Below are 19,931 nucleotides of genomic sequence, written 5' to 3'. Positions count from 1 at the left end.
CCTGCCGTGATGGACAGCGTTGAAACTGTTTATTCCCTTGGCCGCCGACATCATGCGGTCGACCTGTTCCTCAAGCTGATTGCACGCTTGAGATTGCGAAAATTAAGACCATAGATGCCGACCCCGACCAGGATCGCGGCACCTTGAAAAAGGTATTGAACGCCGATGCTGGCGCCCGTCGTCAGCACCAATTGCTGGAGCTGTGTGAGAAAGAGAGCGGCGATCACGGTTGCCGCCAGATTGCCCTTGCCGCCAAACAGCGAGGTTCCACCCAGAACCGTCGCGGCGATCGACGGCATCAGGTAGTTGTCGCCCTGCTGCGGACTTGGCAGTTGCATAAGGCCGCCGAGCAGAATGCCGCCGGCCGAATAGAGCAGGCTCGCGCCCACATACGCGGCGATCTGGTAGCGGTCAGCGACGATACCCGCCGCGCGTGCCGCCCGGCTGTTTGCGCCGACAGCCTCGAAATTGCGCCCGAAGGTCGTCGCCTTGACGACGAAAATGACGACAATAGCCATCGCTACTGCCAAATAGGCGAGCTGCGTGATGCCAAATATCTTGCCGTTGGCGAATGCCGCTATCGACCCGGGTACCGACACCGGTGTGCCGCCCGAAATCTTGACGTTCATGCCATAGAGCAGCGCGTTCATGCCGATTGTGGCCACGATCGGCGCAACACGAACCTTGCTGACGAGCAGGCCGCTGATCAGCCCCGCTACAGCTGCCGCGGCGAAAGCGTAAAAGAGTGCCAGGACGACACTGCCCTCGGCATTCGGTTGGCTCTCCGAGAAGTAACAGACGATGACAGCGCTGAGCGAAACCATCCCCGGCACGGACAGATCGATGCCGCCCTGCTGGATGACGAGTGTCTGACCCAGGCTGACCAGGGCCAGGATCGCGGCAAAGGGAAGCATTCCGCTCATCGCTCCGGTGCCAAGACTCTGCGGGGCGATCAGGCCGCCGAAGACGAACAGGACCAGCGTTGCCGCCGCGATACCCGCGGTCGGCCCACCAGCTGAGGCAAACCAACTGCTCGGTCCGGATGCACCTTCTCCTAAGGCCGTGACCGGCTTTGGCTTCTCTGAAGGATTTTCCACGTGTCTTGTCCTTCTGCGGATTCGCGGCATCGAACTTGTCGGTTAAAGCAGTGCGGATCTTGCTCCGCTGGCCAGACAGATTTCGCTGATCCGCAGCTTCTGGCTGGAGAGCCGGGACGGGAATGTCTGTTCGAGCCGCGACTCGTGAACGGGTATGACCCGTCGAGACTCATGGCCGACCTGTTTCATCATGGCTTCGGTGGCCATGATCAGATTGATCTGGCTGCCGGTGGCCAGGCCGACAGGGAGATACATGTCATCGATCTTGAGCTGTTCGGAGGCGCCGTTCAGGTTCTCGAACTGGTAAACAAGATCACCGGCAAGCACCCAGGTGTCCTGGGAATCCGTCTTGCCATCATTGCGCACCGTCACCCACATGCATGCGAAGGTGTGGCTGTCATAAGCGACGTGAAGATCGATGCCGGGGAATACGTTTTCCATGGCGCCATCGACCGCAATGAGGCGCTTGTCGCGCGCCAGCTGCACACCGCGCAGGATATCCGCCGTATCGATGCCGGACAGGATCCAGCGCATGCGATCCGGCAGCGACATCGCCCAGATCCATTCCTGCAGCTCCTTCTTCTGGACGTAGAAGGTGGCATTGGGAAATGCATCGACATTGCCGAAATGATCGAAATGCGCGTGCGTGATAAAGACCGCGTTGATGTCTTCCGGCGTCAATCCGATTTCGGCAAGAACCTCGCGCGGTCCGCGCCAGTTCTGGACATTGAACAGCGTGCCAAGATAGTTCCCGTAGTCGCGGTCGTTGTAACCGACGTCGACCATCGCGGCCCAACCGTCTCCCTTGATGACGGCGTAGCAGTAGGGCAGCTTGACATAGCCTTCATTGTGAGCGCCGTAGATGACGCCGCTCTTGTGGTATTCGGGTACGTAGCCGTATTCGAGGACGTAGATCGAATAGAGTGACACCGGTTTCCTCCCTTGATCCAGACGATTAATTTTTCGCGGGTCGGCAGTTGCAGCAGGCCGCCGTGAAATCCACGGGGGTCAGTCCGGCGGAAGGTTCCGAAACCATCCGCAGCGACCGCTGCGCGGAAAAAAGCGCGTCAACGACGGCATCGAGATCGGGACTTGCCGGATCAATGAGATCGGCAAGACGATCAAGCCGCGAGAGTATCCGGCCGAGAAGCACTAGCAGATCGGCGAGCGCGGCTTGGTGGCGGGCCCCCGTCGGCGTCGCCTTCACCGCACCAAGCCGGTCGGTTGCCTCGCGCAACTGCCTTGTCACCGACGCCAGCAAGAGATCGTTGCGGTTGCGGTCGAGGCTGTCGGTCTGGAGCAGAAGCAGGATTCCCGAAAGCTGGCCAACGCAACGCTTGGCGGCGTCATAGAGCGGACGGGTGTCTGACAGGTAGGAGGCAACCGCTTCATCCTTGATCCCTGACTTCAACAACGCATCGGGCTGGTACTCGCGGGGGGTGTCCCATATCGAGCAGGTGGGACGATGCACGCCTTCGATCCCTGAAGAAGGCGCTGGAAATTCGCGACGAAACGTTAGAAGCACCGCCCCACCCGAAAGCGGAGCCTCGTCTTGTCCGGAATTGATCGTAAGCATGCGTCGCCTCCAATGTTCGTCGTTGCATCGATCCGCAGGCCCGTGCGGACTGTCTTTTCAGTGCATGAATCGGCCGCCGTTCACGTCGAGAATGAGTCCCGTCACGTAGTCGGACAGGTCCGAGACCAGGAACAGGCAGGCTTTTGCGATATCGTCAGCCGTCCCGAGCCGGCCCAGCGGGATGTTCACGACGATGTCGCGCCGCTTGTCTTCGGTCAGCTTGTCGCCAAAGATGTCCGTGTCGATCGTGCCGGGGGCTATCGCGTTGACGCGGATATTGTGCTGCGCCAGTTCACGCGCCATCGACTTGGTGAGGCTGTGGATGCCGCCCTTGGCGGCGGAATAATGCGGTCCGCCGAAAATGCCGCCGCCGATCTGGGCCGCGATCGAGCCGATCGAAACGATAGCGCCGGAGCGCCGTTCGATCATCGAAGGCACGGTAGCCTGGGTCATGTTCAGGCTGCCACGCAGGCTGGAATCGATGACCAGGTCGAAATTCTCCTGGGTGATATCCATCAGCCGGTCTGGTTGGCTGATGCCGGCATTGTTGACCAGGATGTCGACATGTCCGAAGCGGGCCATGACGTCACCAACTGCCTTGCGACAAAAAACAGGATCCCGGACATCGCAAGCCACGCCGATGTGTTCGGAGCCGATGTCGCGGGCCGCATTCATGGCGGCCTCTTCGTCGAGGTCGAAGATCGCCACGCGGCAGCCCTGCGCGGCAAACCGCCGGGCCGTGGCCTTGCCTATGCCGCGCGGCGAGGCGGCGCCTGTGATAATGGCGGTCTTGTCGTTCAGCATCACGGTGTACTCCTCCCCATATGAATTCATTCGGCGGCCTCGGCCGCGTCTTCGATATTCAGGCCTGCCCAACCCTCGATGAGGGCCGCGATGCGCGAGCAATCGGCGTCGGCCATGCCTTGCGTCATGGCGAACTGCCAGAACTGGCGGACGTTGGCCCCGAGCCACATTGGCACGCCCATACGCTCGGCTTCCTGCATGCAAAGCGTCACGTCCTTGTGCATGAGCTCGGTGCGAAAATTCTGGTCGTAGCGGCGTGTCACCACATGCTTTGGATAGGCGATCTCGGACACCCAGGACCGGCCTGAGCCGGCATTGATGATCCGGAACAGATCCTCGGGCTCGATACCGCCCTTTTCGGCGAATGCTAGCGCTTCGCCGACAATCACCATGTTGGTTGCGGTGAGAAGATTATTGGCGAGCTTGAGGATCTGTGCCTTGCCGACGTCCGGGCCGAGATGGACAAAAGTCTTTGCAAATGTCGCCAGGAACGGTCGTGCCCGTTCCAGTGTCTGCTCCGACCCCGACGCCATGACCGCCAGCGTCTCGTTGCGGACGCCGATTGGTCCGCCGCTGACGGGCGCATCCAGCACAGATACGCCGCGTTCCGCCATCGCATCACCGACCTTGCGCGCCATTGTCGGGCCGGTGGTCGAGAGATCGATATAGTGCTTGATGCGTTTGCCATGGATAAGGCCGGCCTCACCCAGCGCGACGGCCTCGACGATCGGCGCGTTTGGCAGGCTGACGAAGACCGTCTCGACCGCATTGGCGACCGCGGCGGCGCTGTCTTGCCGCTTTGCTCCCTGCGCGACAAGGACATCGACGGCCGCAGCGTTGGTATCGAAAATGTGCACGTCGAGCTGGGCTGCCAGAGCCTTGGTGACCATGGGCATGCCCATCGCACCGAGACCGATGAATCCGTAAGAATTACTAGGCACGCGCGCTCTCCCCGATCGCTGTAAGATGTGACGGCGCGCCTTCGTAGAGGCGGTAGATGCCGGTGCCGTCGATGTCGCCGTGGCCGGCGGCGATAAGCAGATCAAAGAGCTGGGCGGCTTGGCCGGACATTGGGGTCGCCGTGCCCGAACTACGGGCGAGCTCCTGCACCATGTCGAGGTCTTTCAGCAGCTGACGCGCATAGGCCCGCGGCGCGAAATCATGTGCGGCGATACGTGGATAGAGCTGTTGCATCAGAACGCCGTCGGCATGGCCGTATTTCACGCATTCAGGCAGCAGCGCAGCATCCATTCCTGCCGCTTCAGCGAGGCGCACGGCTTCGGCCAGAACAGCATAATTCGTGCCGACCACGAGCTGCGCGATCATCTTGGCAACCGAACCCATGCCTGTCTGTCCGACATGGGTGAACTGGCGGCCGATGTCCTGGATCAAGGAACGGATGCGTGCGATCGCCCAATCCGAGCCGCCGGCCATGATCGTCAGTGTGCCTTCGCCTGCCGCCGAGGGACCACCTGAAACCGGAGCGTCGATCCATTCGCATCCCGTGGCCGCTTGGACGCGCCAACCGATGGACCGGCAGAAATCCGGCGACACGGTTGAGAAATCCACCACGATCTGCGGTGACAGCAGAGCATCCGACAGGCCCGCTTGGCCAAACACCACGGTTTCGACTGCCGCCTGCGACGGCAGGTTGAGGAGCACGAGATCCGCGTCCTCGACACAGTCTTTTGGCGACGCAGCGCCGACTGCACCCGAAGCCATAGCCGCAGCTTGCCGGCCGGCATCGGCGTCGAAGACTCGTAGCTTGTAGCCAAGCCCTGCAAGGCGCGCGGCCATGGGTCCGCCCATCAGGCCGACGCCGATATAGGCAAGGCGCGGCTTACCGGATGTCATAGAATTGGACCGCATTGTCGTGGAACAGGCGCTTTTGCGCTTCGGGTCCGAGATCCGCCGTGATCTCCTTGTAGCCACCAAAGATCTTATCGAGCGTGCCGCACACACTGTCGACCGGGAAATTGCTCCCGAACATGCAGCGCTCGACGCCGTAAATCTCGATGATCGACCTCACGATGTCGCGGTTGTTGGCGACCGTCCATGGCTGGCCAGGCAGGCCGATGCCGGAGATCTTCACCGCCACGTTCGGCCGCTTGGCGAATTCGGTCATTGCCGCCTTCCAGCCGGCAATCCCCTCGGCACTGCGATCGGCCGGCAGCCCTGAATGCAGCAGGATGATCTGCGTCTGCGGGAAGCGGTCGGCGAGCGTGCTCGCCTCGTGCAGATGCCACCATGGTGTCTGCAGATCGAACCGCAAACCATAGCTGGACAGCATGGCGAAACCTTCGACCCAATGCGGGTCGACCATGCTGCCTGGAGCGGCTGAGCCGGGCTTGGGATTGGATTTCGGCTTGTGACGCAGGCCGCGTACGAAGTCGAAACCGGCCAGCCGCTCCAGCACCCGGGCGCGGTCGTCCCGGTCGAGCCATGCCTGGCCGACAGCGACGTTAGGCCACCCCGTCTCACGACGAAGGGAGGCGATATAATCCATCTCGCCGATTGGATCACTCGGATCCCACTCGGCTTCGATATAGACCGTCTTGACAACGTGGTGACCGGCAGCGTCCCGCATGTAATCGGCCGGCAGATACGGCCGGCATATCGAGGAGTAGTCGCCATAGCGGAATGGGATCAGCGGCCGATCGTTGAGCCACGGATAATAGTTCTGCTCGGGATTCCAGAAGTGGACGTGAGCATCCACCATCGGCATATCAGTCACGTCTGTCTCCTCTCCGTCTCGGGACGACCCGTGTCAGATTGGATGCCAGCTCCTCTTCCGGCATCCGCAGTCGTCGCCGCGATTTATCGCGATTTATTCAGCGGCGGCCGCATAGGGGACGTTGCGCCCGCCATAGCGACGGACACGAACGTTTGCCTGCTCGGCATGGCCGGCGAATCCTTCAAGTATGCAAAGGCGCGAACAGTATTCTCCGATCATTGCCGAGGCCTCATCGGTCAGGACGCGTTGATAGGTAACGGTCTTCAGGAACTTGCCGACCCAAAGGCCGCCGGTGTAACGGGCGGCTCCCGCCGTCGGCAGCGTGTGGTTGGTTCCAATCACCTTGTCGCCATAGGCGACGTTGGTTCGCGGCCCGAGAAACAGCGCCCCGTAGTTCGTCATCCGCTCGAGGAAGATATCCGGATCGCGAGTCATCACCTGCACATGTTCCGATGCCATGCGGTTTGCTTCACCGACCATTTCGTCCTCTGTCGAACACAGGATTACCTGGCCGTAATCCTCCCATGCGCGACGGGCGATGACGGCAGTCGGCAGGATGTTCAGCAGCCTTTCGACCTCTGCGATCGTGGCTTTGGCGAGAGCCTCTGAATTGGTTAGCAAGACTGCCGGTGAGTTGGGACCATGCTCGGCTTGGCCGAGAAGATCGGTCGCGCATAGCTCGGCGTCGACGCTGTCATCGGCAATGACCAGGGTTTCCGTCGGACCGGCGAAGAGATCGATGCCGACTTGTCCATAGAGCTGGCGCTTGGCTTCCGCCACAAAGGCGTTGCCTGGACCGACCAGCATGGCAACGGACTGGATGCTTTGTGTGCCCAGTGCCATGGCGGCTACCGCCTGAACACCGCCGAGGCAGTAGATTTCATCCGCGCCTGCCAGGTGCTGGGCCGCAACGATCGCCGCGGCAGGGCGCCCCTCGTAGGGCGGCGCAGCCGTGAAGATGCGCGGCACGCCGGCAACCTTGGCCGTAATGACCGACATATGGGCCGAAGCCAGCAATGGATATTTTCCGCCTGGCACATAGCATCCGACGGACTGAACGGGGATGTTCTTGTGCCCAAGAACAACGCCCGGCAGGGTTTCGATCTCGATATCGCGCAACGCTTCGCGCTGATGCTGCGCGAAGTTGCGAACCTGTTCCTGCGCGAAGCGGATGTCGCTCAGGTTCTGTTCGGACAGTTCCGCAAGGCAGGCGCGTATTTCCGCATCGGTCAGGCGAAAATCCTTGCGGTCCCATTTGTCGAAGCGGATCGAAAGCTCGCGCACCGCAACATCGCCACGCGCACGGACATCGGCGATGATGCCCTCTACAGTGGCTCTGACGGTGGCCTGATCGGCTGCCACGGCGCTCGGATCGCGCCCCTCTTTGAGTTTGCGGATCACTTGGTCGCCCCTTCCGTCGTCCTGCCTTCGAAGTAGCTGTCGAGATCGAGCGCCAGTTTGATGATGCTCGAATAGTCCTCGCCGGCATGTCCATTCTGGCAATGGATGGCGAAGAGCTCTGTTGCCAGATTTCCCATCGCTGCCAGGACTTTCGAGCTGTTCGCCAGTTCCTTGGCGAGCCGCATGTCCTTCAACTGGAAATCCGAGCGGAAACCGCCGGCAAAACCGTTGGCAGAGGGCACATTCTCCATCAGGCCCGGGAATGGGTGATAGCGCTCGAGCGCGTAGTTGTTGCCCGAGGAGTTGCGCATCACATCGCTTAGGATTGCTGGGTCGAGACCATTGGCGACACCGAGTGCCAGCGCCTCGACAGTTCCCGCCATGCATATTCCGGACAGAATGTTGTTGCAGAGCTTCGCCGTGTGGCCCGCTCCCGAAGCCCCGACATGATAGATGCGCTGTCCCATTGCTTCCAGCAGAGGGCGGGCATGCTCGACATCCGTGGCCTCGCCGCCGACCATGAAAGTCAAAGTGCCGGAATGGGCGCGCGGCGTCCCGCCTGAAACCGGTGCATCGATCATGCGCCGGCCGGCGGCGCGGGCGGCAGCGGCGATTTCCACGGTGACGGTCGATGAAATCGTGCTGCTATCCATCAAGAGCGCACCCTTGCGGGATGCCGCGATGACACCCGACGCTCCAAGATAGGCGTCGCGGACATTGTCTCCGGTCGGAAGCATGGTGATAACCACATCGGCCGATGAAGCCGCCTCGGCGGCGGAGGTGGCACGTTTCACGCCCTGCTTCTCAGCCGCGTCCTGTGCGGCCGAAGACGGGTCGAAGCCAATGACTGGAAAGCCGGCTTGGACCAGATTGCGGGTCATTGGTTGACCCATATTGCCAAGGCCAAGGAAAGCGACGGTTTTCACTTGAGCATTCTCCCGGTCAGGCAGCCGACGTGTTGACGATGACGGTCTTCGACCAGGTGAAATGCTGGATCATGCTCGCCAGCGAGAGTTCACGCCCCATGCCGCTCATTTTCGTCCCCCCATATTCGATGTTGGCTTCCGCGACGGCAAACTGGTTGACCTGCACGAAGCCGGCGTCGATGCGCGACACGAAGTCGAACGCCGCCGGGAGGTTTTCCGTGAAAATCGTTGCCGCGAGGCCGTAAGGCGTATCGTTGGCCTCCTGCAGCACGGTCTCGAAATCGGTAAAGCGTGAGACAGTCGCGACCGGCCCGAAGATCTCGTCACGGCAAACGGGTGAGCTTGCGGGAACGCCCTCGATCAGCGTCGTCGAGTAGTAGTAACCCTTGTCCAGACCTTCGGGACGCTGGCCGCCGCAAAGGATACGGGCGCCCGGCGTCTGCCGCGCCATTTCAATATAGCGTTCGACCCGATCGAACTGCTTGCGCGATACGATACAGCCCACCTGTGTCGCTTCATCCAGCGGGTTTCCAACCCGGAAAGACGGAATGCCGGCCAGGACGCGCTCGATCACCGCATCATAGATGGCGTCGTGGATATAGATCCGCGTACCGGCGGAACACGACTGGCCCTGACGCTGAAGCCGAAGCCCCTGCAGAATGCCACGCGCCGCGCGATCGACATTGGCATCAGCCAGGACGATGTTCGGATTCTTGCCACCGAGTTCGGCTGTGACTGGTATGATCTTGTCGGCGGCGTAGTGCATGATCAAGGCGCCGACGGCGCTCGATCCGGTGAAGCTGATCTTGCGTACAGCCGGATGTTGGCAAAGCAGGCGACCTGCTTCCTCGCCGAGCCCGGTGATTGCGTTCGCGACGCCGGGTGGCAGAACCGCCTGTAGCAGTTCGAACACCCGAAGCACTGCCAAGGGTGCTTGCTCGGCCGGCTTTAGCACGACGGTGTTGCCCGCGGCGAGTGCCGGGGCGATCTTGCTGGCAAGCTGCATCAGCGGTGCATTCCACGGAATGATCGCGCCAACGACACCAAGCGCCTCGCGTCGCGTATAGAGCAGCCGGCCAGGATCGGGCGGATAGGTCCGGCCGTTGATCTCGCCAGCCAGGCCACCGAAATAACGCAGGATGTCGACCATGGTGCCGGCTTCATTGCGCGATTGGGTTGGAAGTGCGTTGCCAGTCTCCAGCGACGAGAGCCGGGCAATGTCTTCACGGAAGCCGTCGAGATGATCGGCTGCCCGCATGAGCAGGGCGCCGCGCTCTCTCGCCGGCGTTGCCGACCAAGACCGGAACGCAAGGGAAGCCGCATCCACCGCAGAATTGACATCCTCTATGCCGCAGCGTGGCGCAGAGCCGATGATCTCTTCGGTGGCGGGGTTCTCGATATCGAATTGCGCTGTTGTGAGCGCTTTTCTCAAGCCGCCGCCGCAGACGATCTGGCCCGAAAGTCGTCTCGCTTCCGTGGTTTGCGCGCCGATGCGCGCTTCAAGGGAGTCTGTTGCAAAGGCGTTCATACGAGATGGCTTCTGTTGTTTTTGATTGAGCATACGTATGCACTCTGTTAGACATTTGAAATGAGTTTGTCAAACGGGAGTGAGAAATGTCTGTGACAACAATCGGCCTCGTCGCTGGAGACCCATCCGGTGTCGGTCCGGAACTTTGTGCCAAATTGGTCAATGCAAAGGGGCGCCAGAGTGACCTCCGCGTTGCCGTCTTTTGTGGGAAAGGGAGCTTTCGCGACGGAATACGAATCGCTGGTCTCGATGGTGAAATCCCGGTCGTCGATAGCGTCTCATCGATTCCGGAGCGTGGCGGCGTGGCGCTGATTTCAGGTCTGGATCGAGGCGGCTACAAACCCGGTGTGGCGAGTGCGGAGGGCGGAACTGCCACGCTCGCGGCGCTGGAGAGTGCAGCAGACGCGGCCGGGGCAGGGCAGCTCGATGCGATTGTCTATGGTCCGCTCAACAAACAGGCGATGTGGCTGGCCGGTCACAAGGCGATCGACGAACTGCATTTTTTCTCAAGTCGCCTCGGTGTTACTGGCTTCTGCTGCGAAATGAATAACCAGGGGGCTCTCTGGACGGCCCGCGTAACCTCGCATATCCCGCTTCGCGCCGTGGCCGACAACATCTCCGTGGAGTCCATCATTGCGGCCACGGTGGCCGGCGCCAAGGCGGTCGAATCATCAAGCGGCAAACGTGCGAGAATAGCCGTTGCCGGCCTTAACCCGCATTTGGGAGAAGGCGGCGCAATGGGCACTGAGGAGATCGAGATTATCCTCCCCGCCATCGAAAGGCTAAAGGAACTTGGATACGATGTCGCCGGCCTCTATCCGGCCGATACCGTCTTTCTGCGTGTGGGGCCGGAGAAGCTCGACTTGATCATCACCATGTTCCACGATCAGGGCCAGATCGCGCTGAAGACACTCGGTTTCGCCAACACCTCGACCGTTCTTGGCGGATTGCCGCTGCCAATCGTTACCGCCTCGCAAGGAACAGCCTACGACATTGTTGGCCAAAATCGCGCCGACCCCGCCGGCCTGACAGCAGCGTTTGATCTCGCGCATCGTCTTGCTATTGCTGCGCGCAAGGCAGCATAACAGGCGCAAAAGCTGATTTGCGCAAGGATCCAATGCATGAGACGGTCAACTTCGGTGGATGTCGCGCGGGAGGCTGGCGTATCGCAATCGACGGTGTCTCGCGCGCTCGCCGGCGACGGGAGGATTTCAGAGGAGACAAAGAAAAAGATTCGCAAGACGGCGGAGCGCTTGGGCTATACGCCAAATGGGATCGCGCGAAGCCTGCAGACGAAGAAGACGAATATGGTTGGCCTGATCATGGCCGATATCCTCAATCCGTTCTACCCGGCCGTCCTGGAAATCTACACCCAGAAGCTCAACGCCATGGGCAAGCAGCTCCTGTTGCTTTCCGTGCCCAAGGGTTTCGAAGTCGATGACGTGCTGCCATCGATGCTTCAGTACGAGATCGACGGTTTGATCGTCACGTCAGCTGTGTTGTCGTCGCGAATGCGCGACATCCTGCACAACAGGAACACTCGGGTGGTTTTGTTCAACCGCTCCGTCGACGACTTTTCGATCAATTCAGTGTGCTGCGAGAACAGGTCGGCTTCTATGGAAGTTGCCGCCCTTCTTGTTGCCGCAGGGCATAGGCGTATAGCCCTTATAGGGGGCCGCCCTGATACGTCGACCCACCGCGAACGTAGCGCCGGTTTTCAGGATGAATTGCGCCGCCATGGAGTCCAAATCATTAGCGAGCAATTCGGCGAAAACACCTATGGCGGGGGTTACAGGGCAGCGATCAATCTGCTGTCCGGCCCGACTCCCCCGGACGCCATCTTCTGTATCGCCGATGTCATGGCGCTTGGCGCGCTGGATGCAGCGCGCTTCGGGCTTGGGCTGAAAGTTCCGCGCGATGTTTCCATCGTGGGCTTCGATGACATTCCCTCGGCCGCCTGGCCGGCATACGACCTCACCACCTTCCGCCAGCCGATCGAGGCGATGGTGGGGCGGTCCCTGTCCCTGCTGTTTGATCCGGCAGACTTTCCACCAGCGGCTATTCGCATACCCGGCGAACTGATCATTCGCGGCTCTACCAACATTGGTCCTGCAACCGTCTGAACTGATCAACGCCAGATACTAATTTAGCAAATTCATATGCATACGTATTCTCAAGTTAAGGAAATGGAGAGTGATTTATGAAGGAAAATCAAGTCGCGCCAAATTTCAGGCTGGACGGAAAACGGGCGCTTGTTACCGGAGCCGGGCGGGGTTTGGGACTGGCCGCCGCCCATGCGCTCGCCCACTTTGGTGCCGAGGTCGTTCTGATCGCCCGCACATTGAGCGAGATCGAGGCTGCCGCTGCCAATATCACTCGCGCGGGCGGACGAGCCGAAGCAATCGCTCTCGATATCCGGGACGTTTCGGCAGTGAGTGAAGCTGTTTCACACAGGCCGGCTTTTCACGTGCTGGTCAACAATGCCGGGATGAACCGCACCAACCCATTCCTTGATGTAACGCAGGCCGATTTCGATGATATTATGGCCCTCAATCTCCGTGCTTCCTTTTTTGTCGCGCAGATCGTCGCGCGACGCATGGTCGAGCAAGGCGTCAGTGGCAGCATCATAAACATGTCGTCGCAGATGGGCCATGTCGGCGCCGCGACGCGCAGCGTCTACTGCGCCTCGAAATGGGCAATGGAGGGCATGACCAAGGCGGTGGCAATCGATCTTGCGCCATACAAGATCCGTGTGAACACCATTTCCCCGACGTTTGTAGAAACCCCGCTCGCTCAAAATTTCCTGAAGAACGAAACATTTAAGGCGGAGGTCATGTGCAAAATAAAGCTCGGCCGCATCGGTCATGTCGACGACATAACCGGAGCAGTTGTTTTTCTTGCGTCCGATGCATCCTCTCTGATGACGGGGTCGTCCATGGTCATCGACGGCGGATGGACTGCGGACTAAAGGCAATTCTCAACCCGCAAATTGGCAATCTCTGGTGGTTTTCGCTCCGTCTTTGACGCGACACGCAGTGCACGAGCGGCCAAAGCACAAACCGCGGCTGTCATTGGTGGGCTAAACGCCCACCAGTCTTCACTCCTTAGGGATATGGCAGTCCCAGGGGGCCCGCGAACTATTTGCTCAATCCCGTGGGTCATCGCCAGGTAAAGGGCGAGCACGGAGATCAAGCAAACCCCATTCCTACAACCACGGCCGTCCGCTCAGTTCGACAGACAAAGCTTTCGTGCGATGCCATGCCCGATCCTCACCTGCGAGAAGACTATGCTGCGAAAGGCGTTCTCCAGGATCACGACACGCTCTTCAAGCGCAACGGCAAGTGGCCCCGGCTCGCTCCTCGGCTACATCGTGTGATTTTTCATGGAATGAGGACCCTGTTTGAGGGGTGATTTTCGTCCAAACGGGACCCCTTAACGATGGGTCATCAAGATGCCTCCGGTTTGATCGGAGGCATTTGTGTTTTGGATGTTGGTTGTGGAGACGATTGCGAAGATACGCCGGCTGTCGCTGGTGCAGGGGAAGTCGATCAAGGCGATCTGCCGGGAGCTGAAGATCTCCCGGAAGGTGGTGCGCAAGGTTTTGCGTTCCGAGGAGACAGAGTTCCGCTACGAGCGCAAGCATCAGCCTTATCCCCGGATGGGCGCCTGGCGTGACGAGCTGGATCGGCTGCTATCGGCGAATGCGGCCAAGTCTCAGCGGGAGCGGCTGACACTGATCCGCATCTTTGAGGAGCTTCGCGGCCTCGGCTATGACGGCAGCTACAGTTCGGTGTGGCGGCATGCTCAGAGCTGGGCGGCGGATCGCGGCAGCGCCGCGGCCGAAGCCTACATTCCGTTGAGCTTTGCGCCGGGCGAGGCCTACCAGTTCGACTGGAGCCACGAGATCGTTCTGCTCGACGGCGTGACGGTAACGGTGAAGGTGGCGCACATGCGGCTTTGCCACAGCCGTATGTTCTTCGTGCGGGCCTATCCGCGCGAAACGCAGGAGATGGTGTTCGACGCCCATGACCGGGCGTTCAGCTTCTTCCGCGGCGCCTGCACGCGTGGCATCTACGACAACATGAAGACGGCGGTGGACGCGATCTTCATCGGCAGCGATCGCCGCTACAACCGCCGCTTTGCGCAGATGTGCGGGCATTACCTTGTCGAGCCGGAGGCCTGCACGCCGGCGGCCGGCAGGGAGAAGGGGCAAGTCGAGAACCAGGTCGGGCTGGTGCGCGAGCGCTTCTTCACACCGAGGCTGCGCTTCAAGACGTTGGAGGATCTCAACGGCTGGCTGGCCGACAAATGCGTTGCCTATGCCAAGGCGCATCGGCATCCCGAACAGGGCGAGCGCACGATCTGGGACGTATTCGAAGAAGAGCGCGCCAGCTTCATTCCCTATGCCGGGCGCTTTGACGGCTTCCATTGCATTCCCGCGTCGGTGTCGAAGACCTGCACGGTGCGCTTCGACAACAACAAATACTCGGTGCTGTCGAGTGCCGTCGGCCGGCCCGTCGAGATCCATGCTTATGCCGACCGGATCATTATCCGCCAGGACGGCGTGGTCGTGGGCGAGCATGCCCGCTGCTTCGGCCGCAACGAGGTCATCTACGATCCCTGGCACTACGTGCCGGTGCTGGCCCGCAAGCCGGGCGGATTGCGCAACGGCGCGCCGTTCCTTGGCTGGGTCCTGCCGTCGGCAATGGAGAAGGTGCGCCGCAAGCTCAAGGCGGTTGATGACGGCGACCGGCAGATGGTGTCGATCCTCACCTGCGTGCTGACCGACGGATTGAGCGCGGTCGAGGCCGCCTGCCAGGAAGCCATCGAGCACGGCGTCTCGTCGGCCGCGGTGATCCTCAACATCCTGGCCCGCAGCCGCGATCCGGCGCCGGGCACGATCCTTTCCATTCCCCAGGCGCTGAAGCTGGATCACGAGCCGGTCGCCGACTGCGCCCGCTATGACAGCCTCAGGAGGACGAACAGCCATGGAACGCACCGAAGTACTGGAACTGATGGGGGCGCTGAAACTCTTCGGGATGCGCGCGGCCTATGACGAGATCATGGGCGTCGCCATTAAGCGGCAGCACGAACCGCCGAAGATCCTCGGCGATCTGTTGCAGGCCGAGATATCGGAGAAGCAGGCCCGTTCCATCAAGTACCAGCTCACCGTCGCCAAGCTTCCGCTGGCCAGGGATATCGAGGACTTCGATTTTGCCGGCACGCCGGTCAACGAGAGCCTGATCCGCGACCTCGCCGCCGGCGCGTTCGTCGCCGATCAGCGCAATGTCGTCCTGGTCGGCGGGACAGGCACCGGCAAGTCGCATCTGGCGATCGCCATTGCCCGTTCTCTCATCCGCAACGGCGCACGCGGGCGCTTCTTCAACGTTGTCGACCTCGTCAACAGGCTCGAGACCGAGACCCGTGCCGGCCGGCAGGGCCGCATTGCCGATCATCTTACCCGGCTCGACTTCGTCGTCTTCGATGAACTCGGCTATCTTCCCTTCGCCCAGGCCGGCGGGCAGTTGCTCTTCCATCTGGTCTCGAAGCTTTACGAGCGCACCAGCGTCATCATCACCACCAATCTCGCCTTCGGGGAATGGCCGAGCGTCTTCGGCGACGCCAAGATGACAACCGCGCTGCTCGACCGCCTCACCCATCACTGCGAGATCGCCGAGACTGGCAACGAATCCTGGCGCTTCAAGAGCCGCTCTCAAAGCTGAAGTTCGAAAGCCAATCAGTCGCGCCCGATCAGGCTGTGCAACCCCGACCAGCTTCGCCTGATCGGGCGCTTACCGGCGTGCCTCTCAACACCGAAAGCCGGGGTCCCTTTTGCGGGAAAAAACAGGGTCCCGATTCCGTGGCCATTGACAGTTCTTCGTTCGGCCGACCCGCATCGCGGGTCTGAAGGGCATAGATAAGCGCGCCCCCGATTCCGACGCTGGCGACCAGGCCGAGACCCGCCAGCAGGCGAGCACGATGTCGGCGATGGCATACCAAGGCGCCGCCGCCAAGCACGATCTAGGCAAGGTCGCGGCGTCGCAACGAGCGCCGACCGACAGCTCAGGCCGGAGCAGGGTCAGCCATCGTGCCACACTGTTCCATCATCGCGATCGGGCCTCGCAACCGGTTGGATACCGACATAGGTCGGCGACGATTGTGCCGCCAGCAGGGCTGTCGCGCTCAGCCTCCCTGCGTGGGCTTTGCGTTGACATTTTTCAGTGCCCGTCAGGAGAATAGTCCAGCATCGTCGCCTGAAGGCTTATTGTGGCGGTGCGCACGGCTGTCATCGCATCCTTGATCGCGGTTTCGTCGAAAGGCTCGCTTTCTTCACTCCTCAGCCCGGCCCATTCTGCAACGCCGGCGCTAGCTGCCAAGCCAGTCCCGAATGACTCCATTAAATTCGCGCGGGCGATCGATCATTACCATGTGACCGGCATTGGCGAAAATGTACATATCGGCTTGCGGGGCGCGTTCCAGCAGCTTGATGCCACGCGCCACCGGCACGGTTTCGTCACAGGCCGACCAAGCTAGGAATAGTTTGGCCCGCATGGTGGGCAAATGCGGAAGGAGATGGTCCTCCTGAATCTGGGTATATTCGGTGTCGTCCTTTATCCGGGCAGCCTGCCTGAAGCGTTCCAGTTGACCGGTCTCGCAGGCTAGGCGGTAGTTCTTTCTTAGCAGGTCCACGAACTCCGGCGGATTCTTCATGCTTAGCCTTGCGTTGGTGCGCAGAAAGTCATCCTCTGTATCGCAGCCCTCGAGCACATTATACGCTGCCGCCGCTGCTGCCTGCCAAGCGTGGTCCTCATTCCCGCCGAGACGCGGCGCGGTGGCGCCGCTGCTCACGACGACCACCTTGTCGACCAGACCCGGATTTTCAACGGCGAGCATTGCCGCGATGAAACCGCCTTCGGAATGGCCGACCAGCGCGCATCGGGTGATCCCGAGCGCTTCGATGAAGGCTGACACGTGATGGCGCCGGTCGAGGCGGGGAACGTGTTTCCCATCTGCCGACGCATCTGAGAGACCGAAACCGACCAGATCGGGCGCCAGCACCCGGAACTCATCCGCGAGTGCCGGGATGGTGTTGTGCCAGGTAGACCAGGCGTCGATCGCCAGTGACGAGCCGTGCAGAAGGATCACGGTCGGTCCGCTCCCAGCTTCGAAATAGCGCGTACGGATTCCGCCCGCCGAGACATAATTTTCCTCAGCTCTCGAAGAGGGTAGCGGCGGACGGGCGGCGTCAGGCGCTTGCAAGCGCCGATTAGCTGACGGATTGGTTTTCAAGCTGTTCGATCATCCCGAGTGCGAATTGTGCGGCTTTGCGTACATGTTTTTTTGCAAGCCGCTCGGCATCCGATGCCTTGCGGTTCACCAGGGCGTCGAGCAGGGCTGCCAGCTCTTCTTGAGATGCCTTTCGCCGCTCTGCATTGGAAAGAGAAATCATGCGCAACTGTGAGGCCCGCATATGTATGCTGCGAAGCATCCGTTCCGCCTCGGAATTGTTCGCGCCTGCTATCAAAACGTCGTAAAACCGGGTTTTTGCGGCAATCATTTCGCGCGGTACACCGACGCGATAAGCTTCCATCAGCTCGTCATACATGTCCCCGCAACGCGTGATATGATCGTCAGCCGCATTCTCGCAAAACAACCTGCATATAAGCGCCTCCAGCACTTCGCGAAGATCAAAAATGTCCTTCGCGACCTTAGGATCGACGACAGAGACGATCAGCCCCCGGTTGGGCAGGTTCGTGACTAGGCCCTCGTTCTCGAGCTCGCGCATCGCTTCCCTGAGCGACGTCCGCGAAACGCCCATGCGCTCGCAAAGTGTGCGCTCCACCAGCCGCTCTCCCGGCGCCAGTTCTCCGACGACGATGGCGTTGCGGATGATATCGGCCACCTGCGTATACAGCCGCGGCGCAACATGGACTCGCAGGTCATACACGGCGACTTTGATCCTTTGAAAGGTGCGTGGACGAGTGCAATTTCACAAGCATATCACCTTACCGCAAGGCATTGTGCTCACTCAGTGGCCTGAGGCGTTCAGCGGCCGTGGCTCGTAGGCCCGGTCGATGCAGTCAATCTGTTCGGCGGCAAGCGCTATGTCCAATGCCGCGACGGCCTCGTCGACATGCTCTATCGAGGTTGCTCCAAAGATGGGCGCGGCTATGCCGGGGCGCGCCAATGTCCAAGCGAGAGCCACCTGGGCCGGTGTCTTTCCGATATCAGCGGCAACGGCAGCGACGGCTTCGCGTACGGCGTGGTCGCCCTCGCGGTAGTAATATTTCTGCGTATAGTCGTCGCTTTTCGTGCGCGCCGTCTGCTGGCCGGGATCGCGACGGTCCGCGGCAAGGAAGCCGCGTGCGATGGGGCTGAACGGTATCAGGGCAACCTCATCGTGACTGCAATAGGGAAGCAGTTCCCGCTCGCACTCCCGGTGAGCGGGGTTGTATTCGCATTGCATCGAGATGAACGCCGGAAGGTCACGTGCGCTGGCAGCCGCACGGCATTTTGCGAGTGTCCAGCCGGGCATCGTCGTGACCCCGACATAGAGCGCCTTTCCGGCGCGCACGATGTCCGCCATGGCTTCGACCAGTTCGTCGAGATCTGTATCCTTGTCCCAGATATGTGTCTGGAAGAGATCCACGTGATCGGTTCCAAGGCGGACCAATGAATCATCGATTGCCTTGAACAGATGCTTCCTGGAGTAGCCGCGGCCATTGCAGTGCGAAGCCATCGGGTTGCCCGCCTTGGTGGCGATGACGAAGCTGTCGCGCGGCTGCTGGGAAACGAGTATCTGGCCCAGAATGCGCTCGCTCTCGCCAGCAGAATAGAAGTCGCACGTATCGAAGAAATTGATGCCGTGGTCGAGGGAGCGCGCAAGGATCGGAGCCGACGCCTTCGCATCGAGCACCCAGGCCCGCCATCGCGCGGATCCGAATCCCATCGCGCCGAGGCATAACCGGGATACTTTCAAATTGCTCTTGCCGAGCCTGACGTAGTTCATTTGTCGATCTTTTGCTTGCGTGGTGAGGATTTGGGTTTCTGCCCAGAGTCGCGCAGCAGCGACAGCGCGAAAGCCGCGGACCTTTCAACATACTCGCGCGTGAGCTTTTCGGCGAGGTCGGCATCGCGCGCGCGCAACGCGTCGAAAATGCCGTTGAGCAAAGCCATCGTGTTCCTACGTCGTTCAGCCGATGCGACGCGGGTGGTGATGGTGCGCAGATAAGTGACGCGGGCACGTAGCAGAAAGGTCATTTGCCTGGTGATGTCGTTGCCTGCGCCTTGCATGATGATCTCCCACACCGCATCGAGCTTCTCGGCATGCTGCCGGGCGAGCTCGGCGGTGTCGGTTTTGCCCGCTTCTGAAATACGCGCCGCCAATTCGTCCATTTGTCCCAGGCTGGCCCGTTCGACAAACATGCGCGTCATCGCCGATTCGAGGATTGCGCGGGCCTCGTAGATTTGCCGGATTTCCTGTTCCGACAGACGCGTCACGAACATGCCCTTGCCGGCTATCCGAGTGACGAGCCCTTCGGATTCAAGCTGGCTAAGCGCTTCCCGGATGCTTGTGCGGCTTACGCCGGTCTGCTCGGCCAGCTTCCGTTCCGCCAGCTTGTCACCCGGCTTGAGCACCTCGTTGAGCAGCGCCTCGCGCAACGTGACAACGGTCTGCTCGCGCAACGTCGGCGAACCAGCAATCTATCACCCAGTCCATTCATGCATCGCGGCTCTCCCGTCGTTCCTGTCATCACAGCTACGCGTTCGATTCATTCACCACAAGTAGCCCATTTAAATACGGTTGACCATATGTTTGCCTGTTGGTATACCAAAAAGATGAGCTTGAACGGGAGTGCCTAGA

At 60.7% G+C, this 19,931-nt stretch carries 19 protein-coding genes; 5 read left to right on the top strand and 14 right to left on the bottom strand.

What is annotated here, in order from left to right:
- Positions 1-50 precede the first annotated feature (50 nt).
- The 10 genes from EOC83_RS29810 to EOC83_RS29765 form a co-directional block, all read right to left on the bottom strand.
- Positions 51-1,097: an ABC transporter permease gene (locus tag EOC83_RS29810; RefSeq protein WP_063170560.1), complete on the bottom strand. Its 1,047-nt coding sequence runs from the start codon at positions 1,095-1,097 to the stop codon at positions 51-53.
- A 42-nt stretch (positions 1,098-1,139) separates the two neighbouring features.
- Positions 1,140-2,027 carry an N-acyl homoserine lactonase family protein gene (locus EOC83_RS29805; protein ID WP_024505467.1) on the bottom strand — a complete coding sequence of 296 codons (888 nt, stop codon included), beginning with the start codon at positions 2,025-2,027 and terminating at the stop codon, positions 1,140-1,142.
- A 25-nt stretch (positions 2,028-2,052) separates the two neighbouring features.
- Positions 2,053-2,568 carry a hypothetical protein gene (locus EOC83_RS29800; protein WP_127326014.1) on the bottom strand — a complete coding sequence of 172 codons (516 nt, stop codon included), beginning with the start codon at positions 2,566-2,568 and terminating at the stop codon, positions 2,053-2,055.
- Positions 2,569-2,730: 162 nt separating this feature from the next.
- Complete coding sequence (locus tag EOC83_RS29795) at positions 2,731-3,480, bottom strand: SDR family NAD(P)-dependent oxidoreductase (RefSeq protein WP_063170865.1); 750 nt, start codon at positions 3,478-3,480, stop codon at positions 2,731-2,733.
- 23 nt (positions 3,481-3,503) lie between these two features.
- Complete coding sequence (locus tag EOC83_RS29790; RefSeq protein ID WP_127224576.1) at positions 3,504-4,418, bottom strand: NAD(P)-dependent oxidoreductase; 915 nt, start codon at positions 4,416-4,418, stop codon at positions 3,504-3,506.
- The gene (locus tag EOC83_RS29785) at positions 4,411-5,331 is read right to left on the bottom strand and encodes an NAD(P)-dependent oxidoreductase (protein WP_063170557.1); all 921 of its coding nucleotides are present in this window, start codon (positions 5,329-5,331) and stop codon (positions 4,411-4,413) included. The genes EOC83_RS29790 and EOC83_RS29785 overlap by 8 nt, the downstream gene beginning before the upstream one ends.
- Positions 5,318-6,202, bottom strand: coding sequence for an amidohydrolase family protein (locus tag EOC83_RS29780; RefSeq protein ID WP_063170556.1), 885 nt, complete (start codon positions 6,200-6,202; stop codon positions 5,318-5,320). Before EOC83_RS29780 ends, EOC83_RS29785 begins: the two co-directional genes overlap by 14 nt.
- Positions 6,203-6,304: 102 nt before the next feature.
- Positions 6,305-7,612: a histidinol dehydrogenase gene (gene hisD, locus EOC83_RS29775; protein WP_063170555.1), complete on the bottom strand. Its 1,308-nt coding sequence runs from the start codon at positions 7,610-7,612 to the stop codon at positions 6,305-6,307.
- Positions 7,609-8,538, bottom strand: coding sequence for a 3-hydroxyisobutyrate dehydrogenase (gene mmsB, locus EOC83_RS29770; RefSeq protein ID WP_082826745.1), 930 nt, complete (start codon positions 8,536-8,538; stop codon positions 7,609-7,611). Before mmsB ends, hisD begins: the two co-directional genes overlap by 4 nt.
- 16 nt (positions 8,539-8,554) lie before the next feature.
- On the bottom strand, positions 8,555-10,066 hold the full coding sequence (locus EOC83_RS29765; protein ID WP_063170554.1) for an aldehyde dehydrogenase family protein: 1,512 nt from the start codon (positions 10,064-10,066) through the stop codon (positions 8,555-8,557).
- Between the two features lie 86 nt (positions 10,067-10,152).
- Here EOC83_RS29765 and EOC83_RS29760 point away from each other — a divergent pair, with 86 nt between their 5' ends.
- The 5 genes from EOC83_RS29760 to istB all read left to right on the top strand — a co-directional run bounded on the left by EOC83_RS29760 (position 10,153) and on the right by istB (position 15,789).
- The gene (locus EOC83_RS29760; protein ID WP_063170553.1) at positions 10,153-11,151 is read left to right on the top strand and encodes a 4-hydroxythreonine-4-phosphate dehydrogenase PdxA; all 999 of its coding nucleotides are present in this window, start codon (positions 10,153-10,155) and stop codon (positions 11,149-11,151) included.
- A gap of 36 nt (positions 11,152-11,187) precedes the next feature.
- The gene (locus EOC83_RS29755; RefSeq protein ID WP_082826744.1) at positions 11,188-12,189 is read left to right on the top strand and encodes a LacI family DNA-binding transcriptional regulator; all 1,002 of its coding nucleotides are present in this window, start codon (positions 11,188-11,190) and stop codon (positions 12,187-12,189) included.
- 77 nt (positions 12,190-12,266) lie between these two features.
- Positions 12,267-13,034, top strand: a complete 768-nt coding sequence (locus EOC83_RS29750) for an SDR family NAD(P)-dependent oxidoreductase (RefSeq protein WP_063170551.1) — start codon at positions 12,267-12,269, stop codon at positions 13,032-13,034.
- Positions 13,035-13,553: 519 nt separating this feature from the next.
- Positions 13,554-15,122 (top strand): IS21 family transposase, encoded by a 1,569-nt coding sequence (gene istA, locus EOC83_RS29745; protein ID WP_063170550.1) that lies wholly within the window; start codon positions 13,554-13,556, stop codon positions 15,120-15,122.
- Positions 15,055-15,789, top strand: coding sequence for an IS21-like element helper ATPase IstB (istB, locus tag EOC83_RS29740; protein WP_063170549.1), 735 nt, complete (start codon positions 15,055-15,057; stop codon positions 15,787-15,789). The genes istA and istB overlap by 68 nt, the downstream gene beginning before the upstream one ends.
- A gap of 643 nt (positions 15,790-16,432) precedes the next feature.
- Here the strand turns inward: istB and EOC83_RS29730 are convergent.
- The 4 genes from EOC83_RS29730 to EOC83_RS29715 form a co-directional block, all read right to left on the bottom strand.
- Positions 16,433-17,212 carry an alpha/beta hydrolase gene (locus EOC83_RS29730; protein WP_063170548.1) on the bottom strand — a complete coding sequence of 260 codons (780 nt, stop codon included), beginning with the start codon at positions 17,210-17,212 and terminating at the stop codon, positions 16,433-16,435.
- 121 nt (positions 17,213-17,333) lie between these two features.
- The gene (locus tag EOC83_RS29725) at positions 17,334-18,014 is read right to left on the bottom strand and encodes a GntR family transcriptional regulator (protein WP_082826741.1); all 681 of its coding nucleotides are present in this window, start codon (positions 18,012-18,014) and stop codon (positions 17,334-17,336) included.
- 81 nt (positions 18,015-18,095) lie between these two features.
- A complete protein-coding gene (locus EOC83_RS29720; RefSeq protein ID WP_063170546.1) occupies positions 18,096-19,076 on the bottom strand; it encodes an aldo/keto reductase in 981 nt (326 codons plus the stop codon).
- Positions 19,073-19,753, bottom strand: a complete 681-nt coding sequence (locus EOC83_RS29715) for a GntR family transcriptional regulator (protein ID WP_127326012.1) — start codon at positions 19,751-19,753, stop codon at positions 19,073-19,075. The genes EOC83_RS29720 and EOC83_RS29715 overlap by 4 nt, the downstream gene beginning before the upstream one ends.
- Positions 19,754-19,931: the final 178 nt, after the last annotated feature.

The organism is Mesorhizobium sp. Primo-A (assembly GCF_003997175.1).
GTDB lineage: Bacteria > Pseudomonadota > Alphaproteobacteria > Rhizobiales > Rhizobiaceae > Mesorhizobium > Mesorhizobium ciceri.
The sequence above is the reverse complement of the archived record's forward strand: the minus strand, read 5'-3'. Positions and strand labels throughout refer to the sequence as shown.

Coding starts and splice junctions, on each gene's coding strand:
- istB (WP_063170549.1), top strand. CDS start 15,055: ATGGAACGCACCGAAGTACTGGAACTGATGGGGGCGCTGAAACTCTTC.
- EOC83_RS29720 (WP_063170546.1), bottom strand. CDS start 19,076: ATGAACTACGTCAGGCTCGGCAAGAGCAATTTGAAAGTATCCCGGTTA.
- EOC83_RS29755 (WP_082826744.1), top strand. CDS start 11,188: ATGAGACGGTCAACTTCGGTGGATGTCGCGCGGGAGGCTGGCGTATCG.
- istA (WP_063170550.1), top strand. CDS start 13,554: ATGTTGGTTGTGGAGACGATTGCGAAGATACGCCGGCTGTCGCTGGTG.
- EOC83_RS29750 (WP_063170551.1), top strand. CDS start 12,267: ATGAAGGAAAATCAAGTCGCGCCAAATTTCAGGCTGGACGGAAAACGG.
- EOC83_RS29780 (WP_063170556.1), bottom strand. CDS start 6,202: ATGCCGATGGTGGATGCTCACGTCCACTTCTGGAATCCCGAGCAGAAC.
- EOC83_RS29765 (WP_063170554.1), bottom strand. CDS start 10,066: ATGAACGCCTTTGCAACAGACTCCCTTGAAGCGCGCATCGGCGCGCAA.
- EOC83_RS29760 (WP_063170553.1), top strand. CDS start 10,153: ATGTCTGTGACAACAATCGGCCTCGTCGCTGGAGACCCATCCGGTGTC.
- EOC83_RS29785 (WP_063170557.1), bottom strand. CDS start 5,331: ATGACATCCGGTAAGCCGCGCCTTGCCTATATCGGCGTCGGCCTGATG.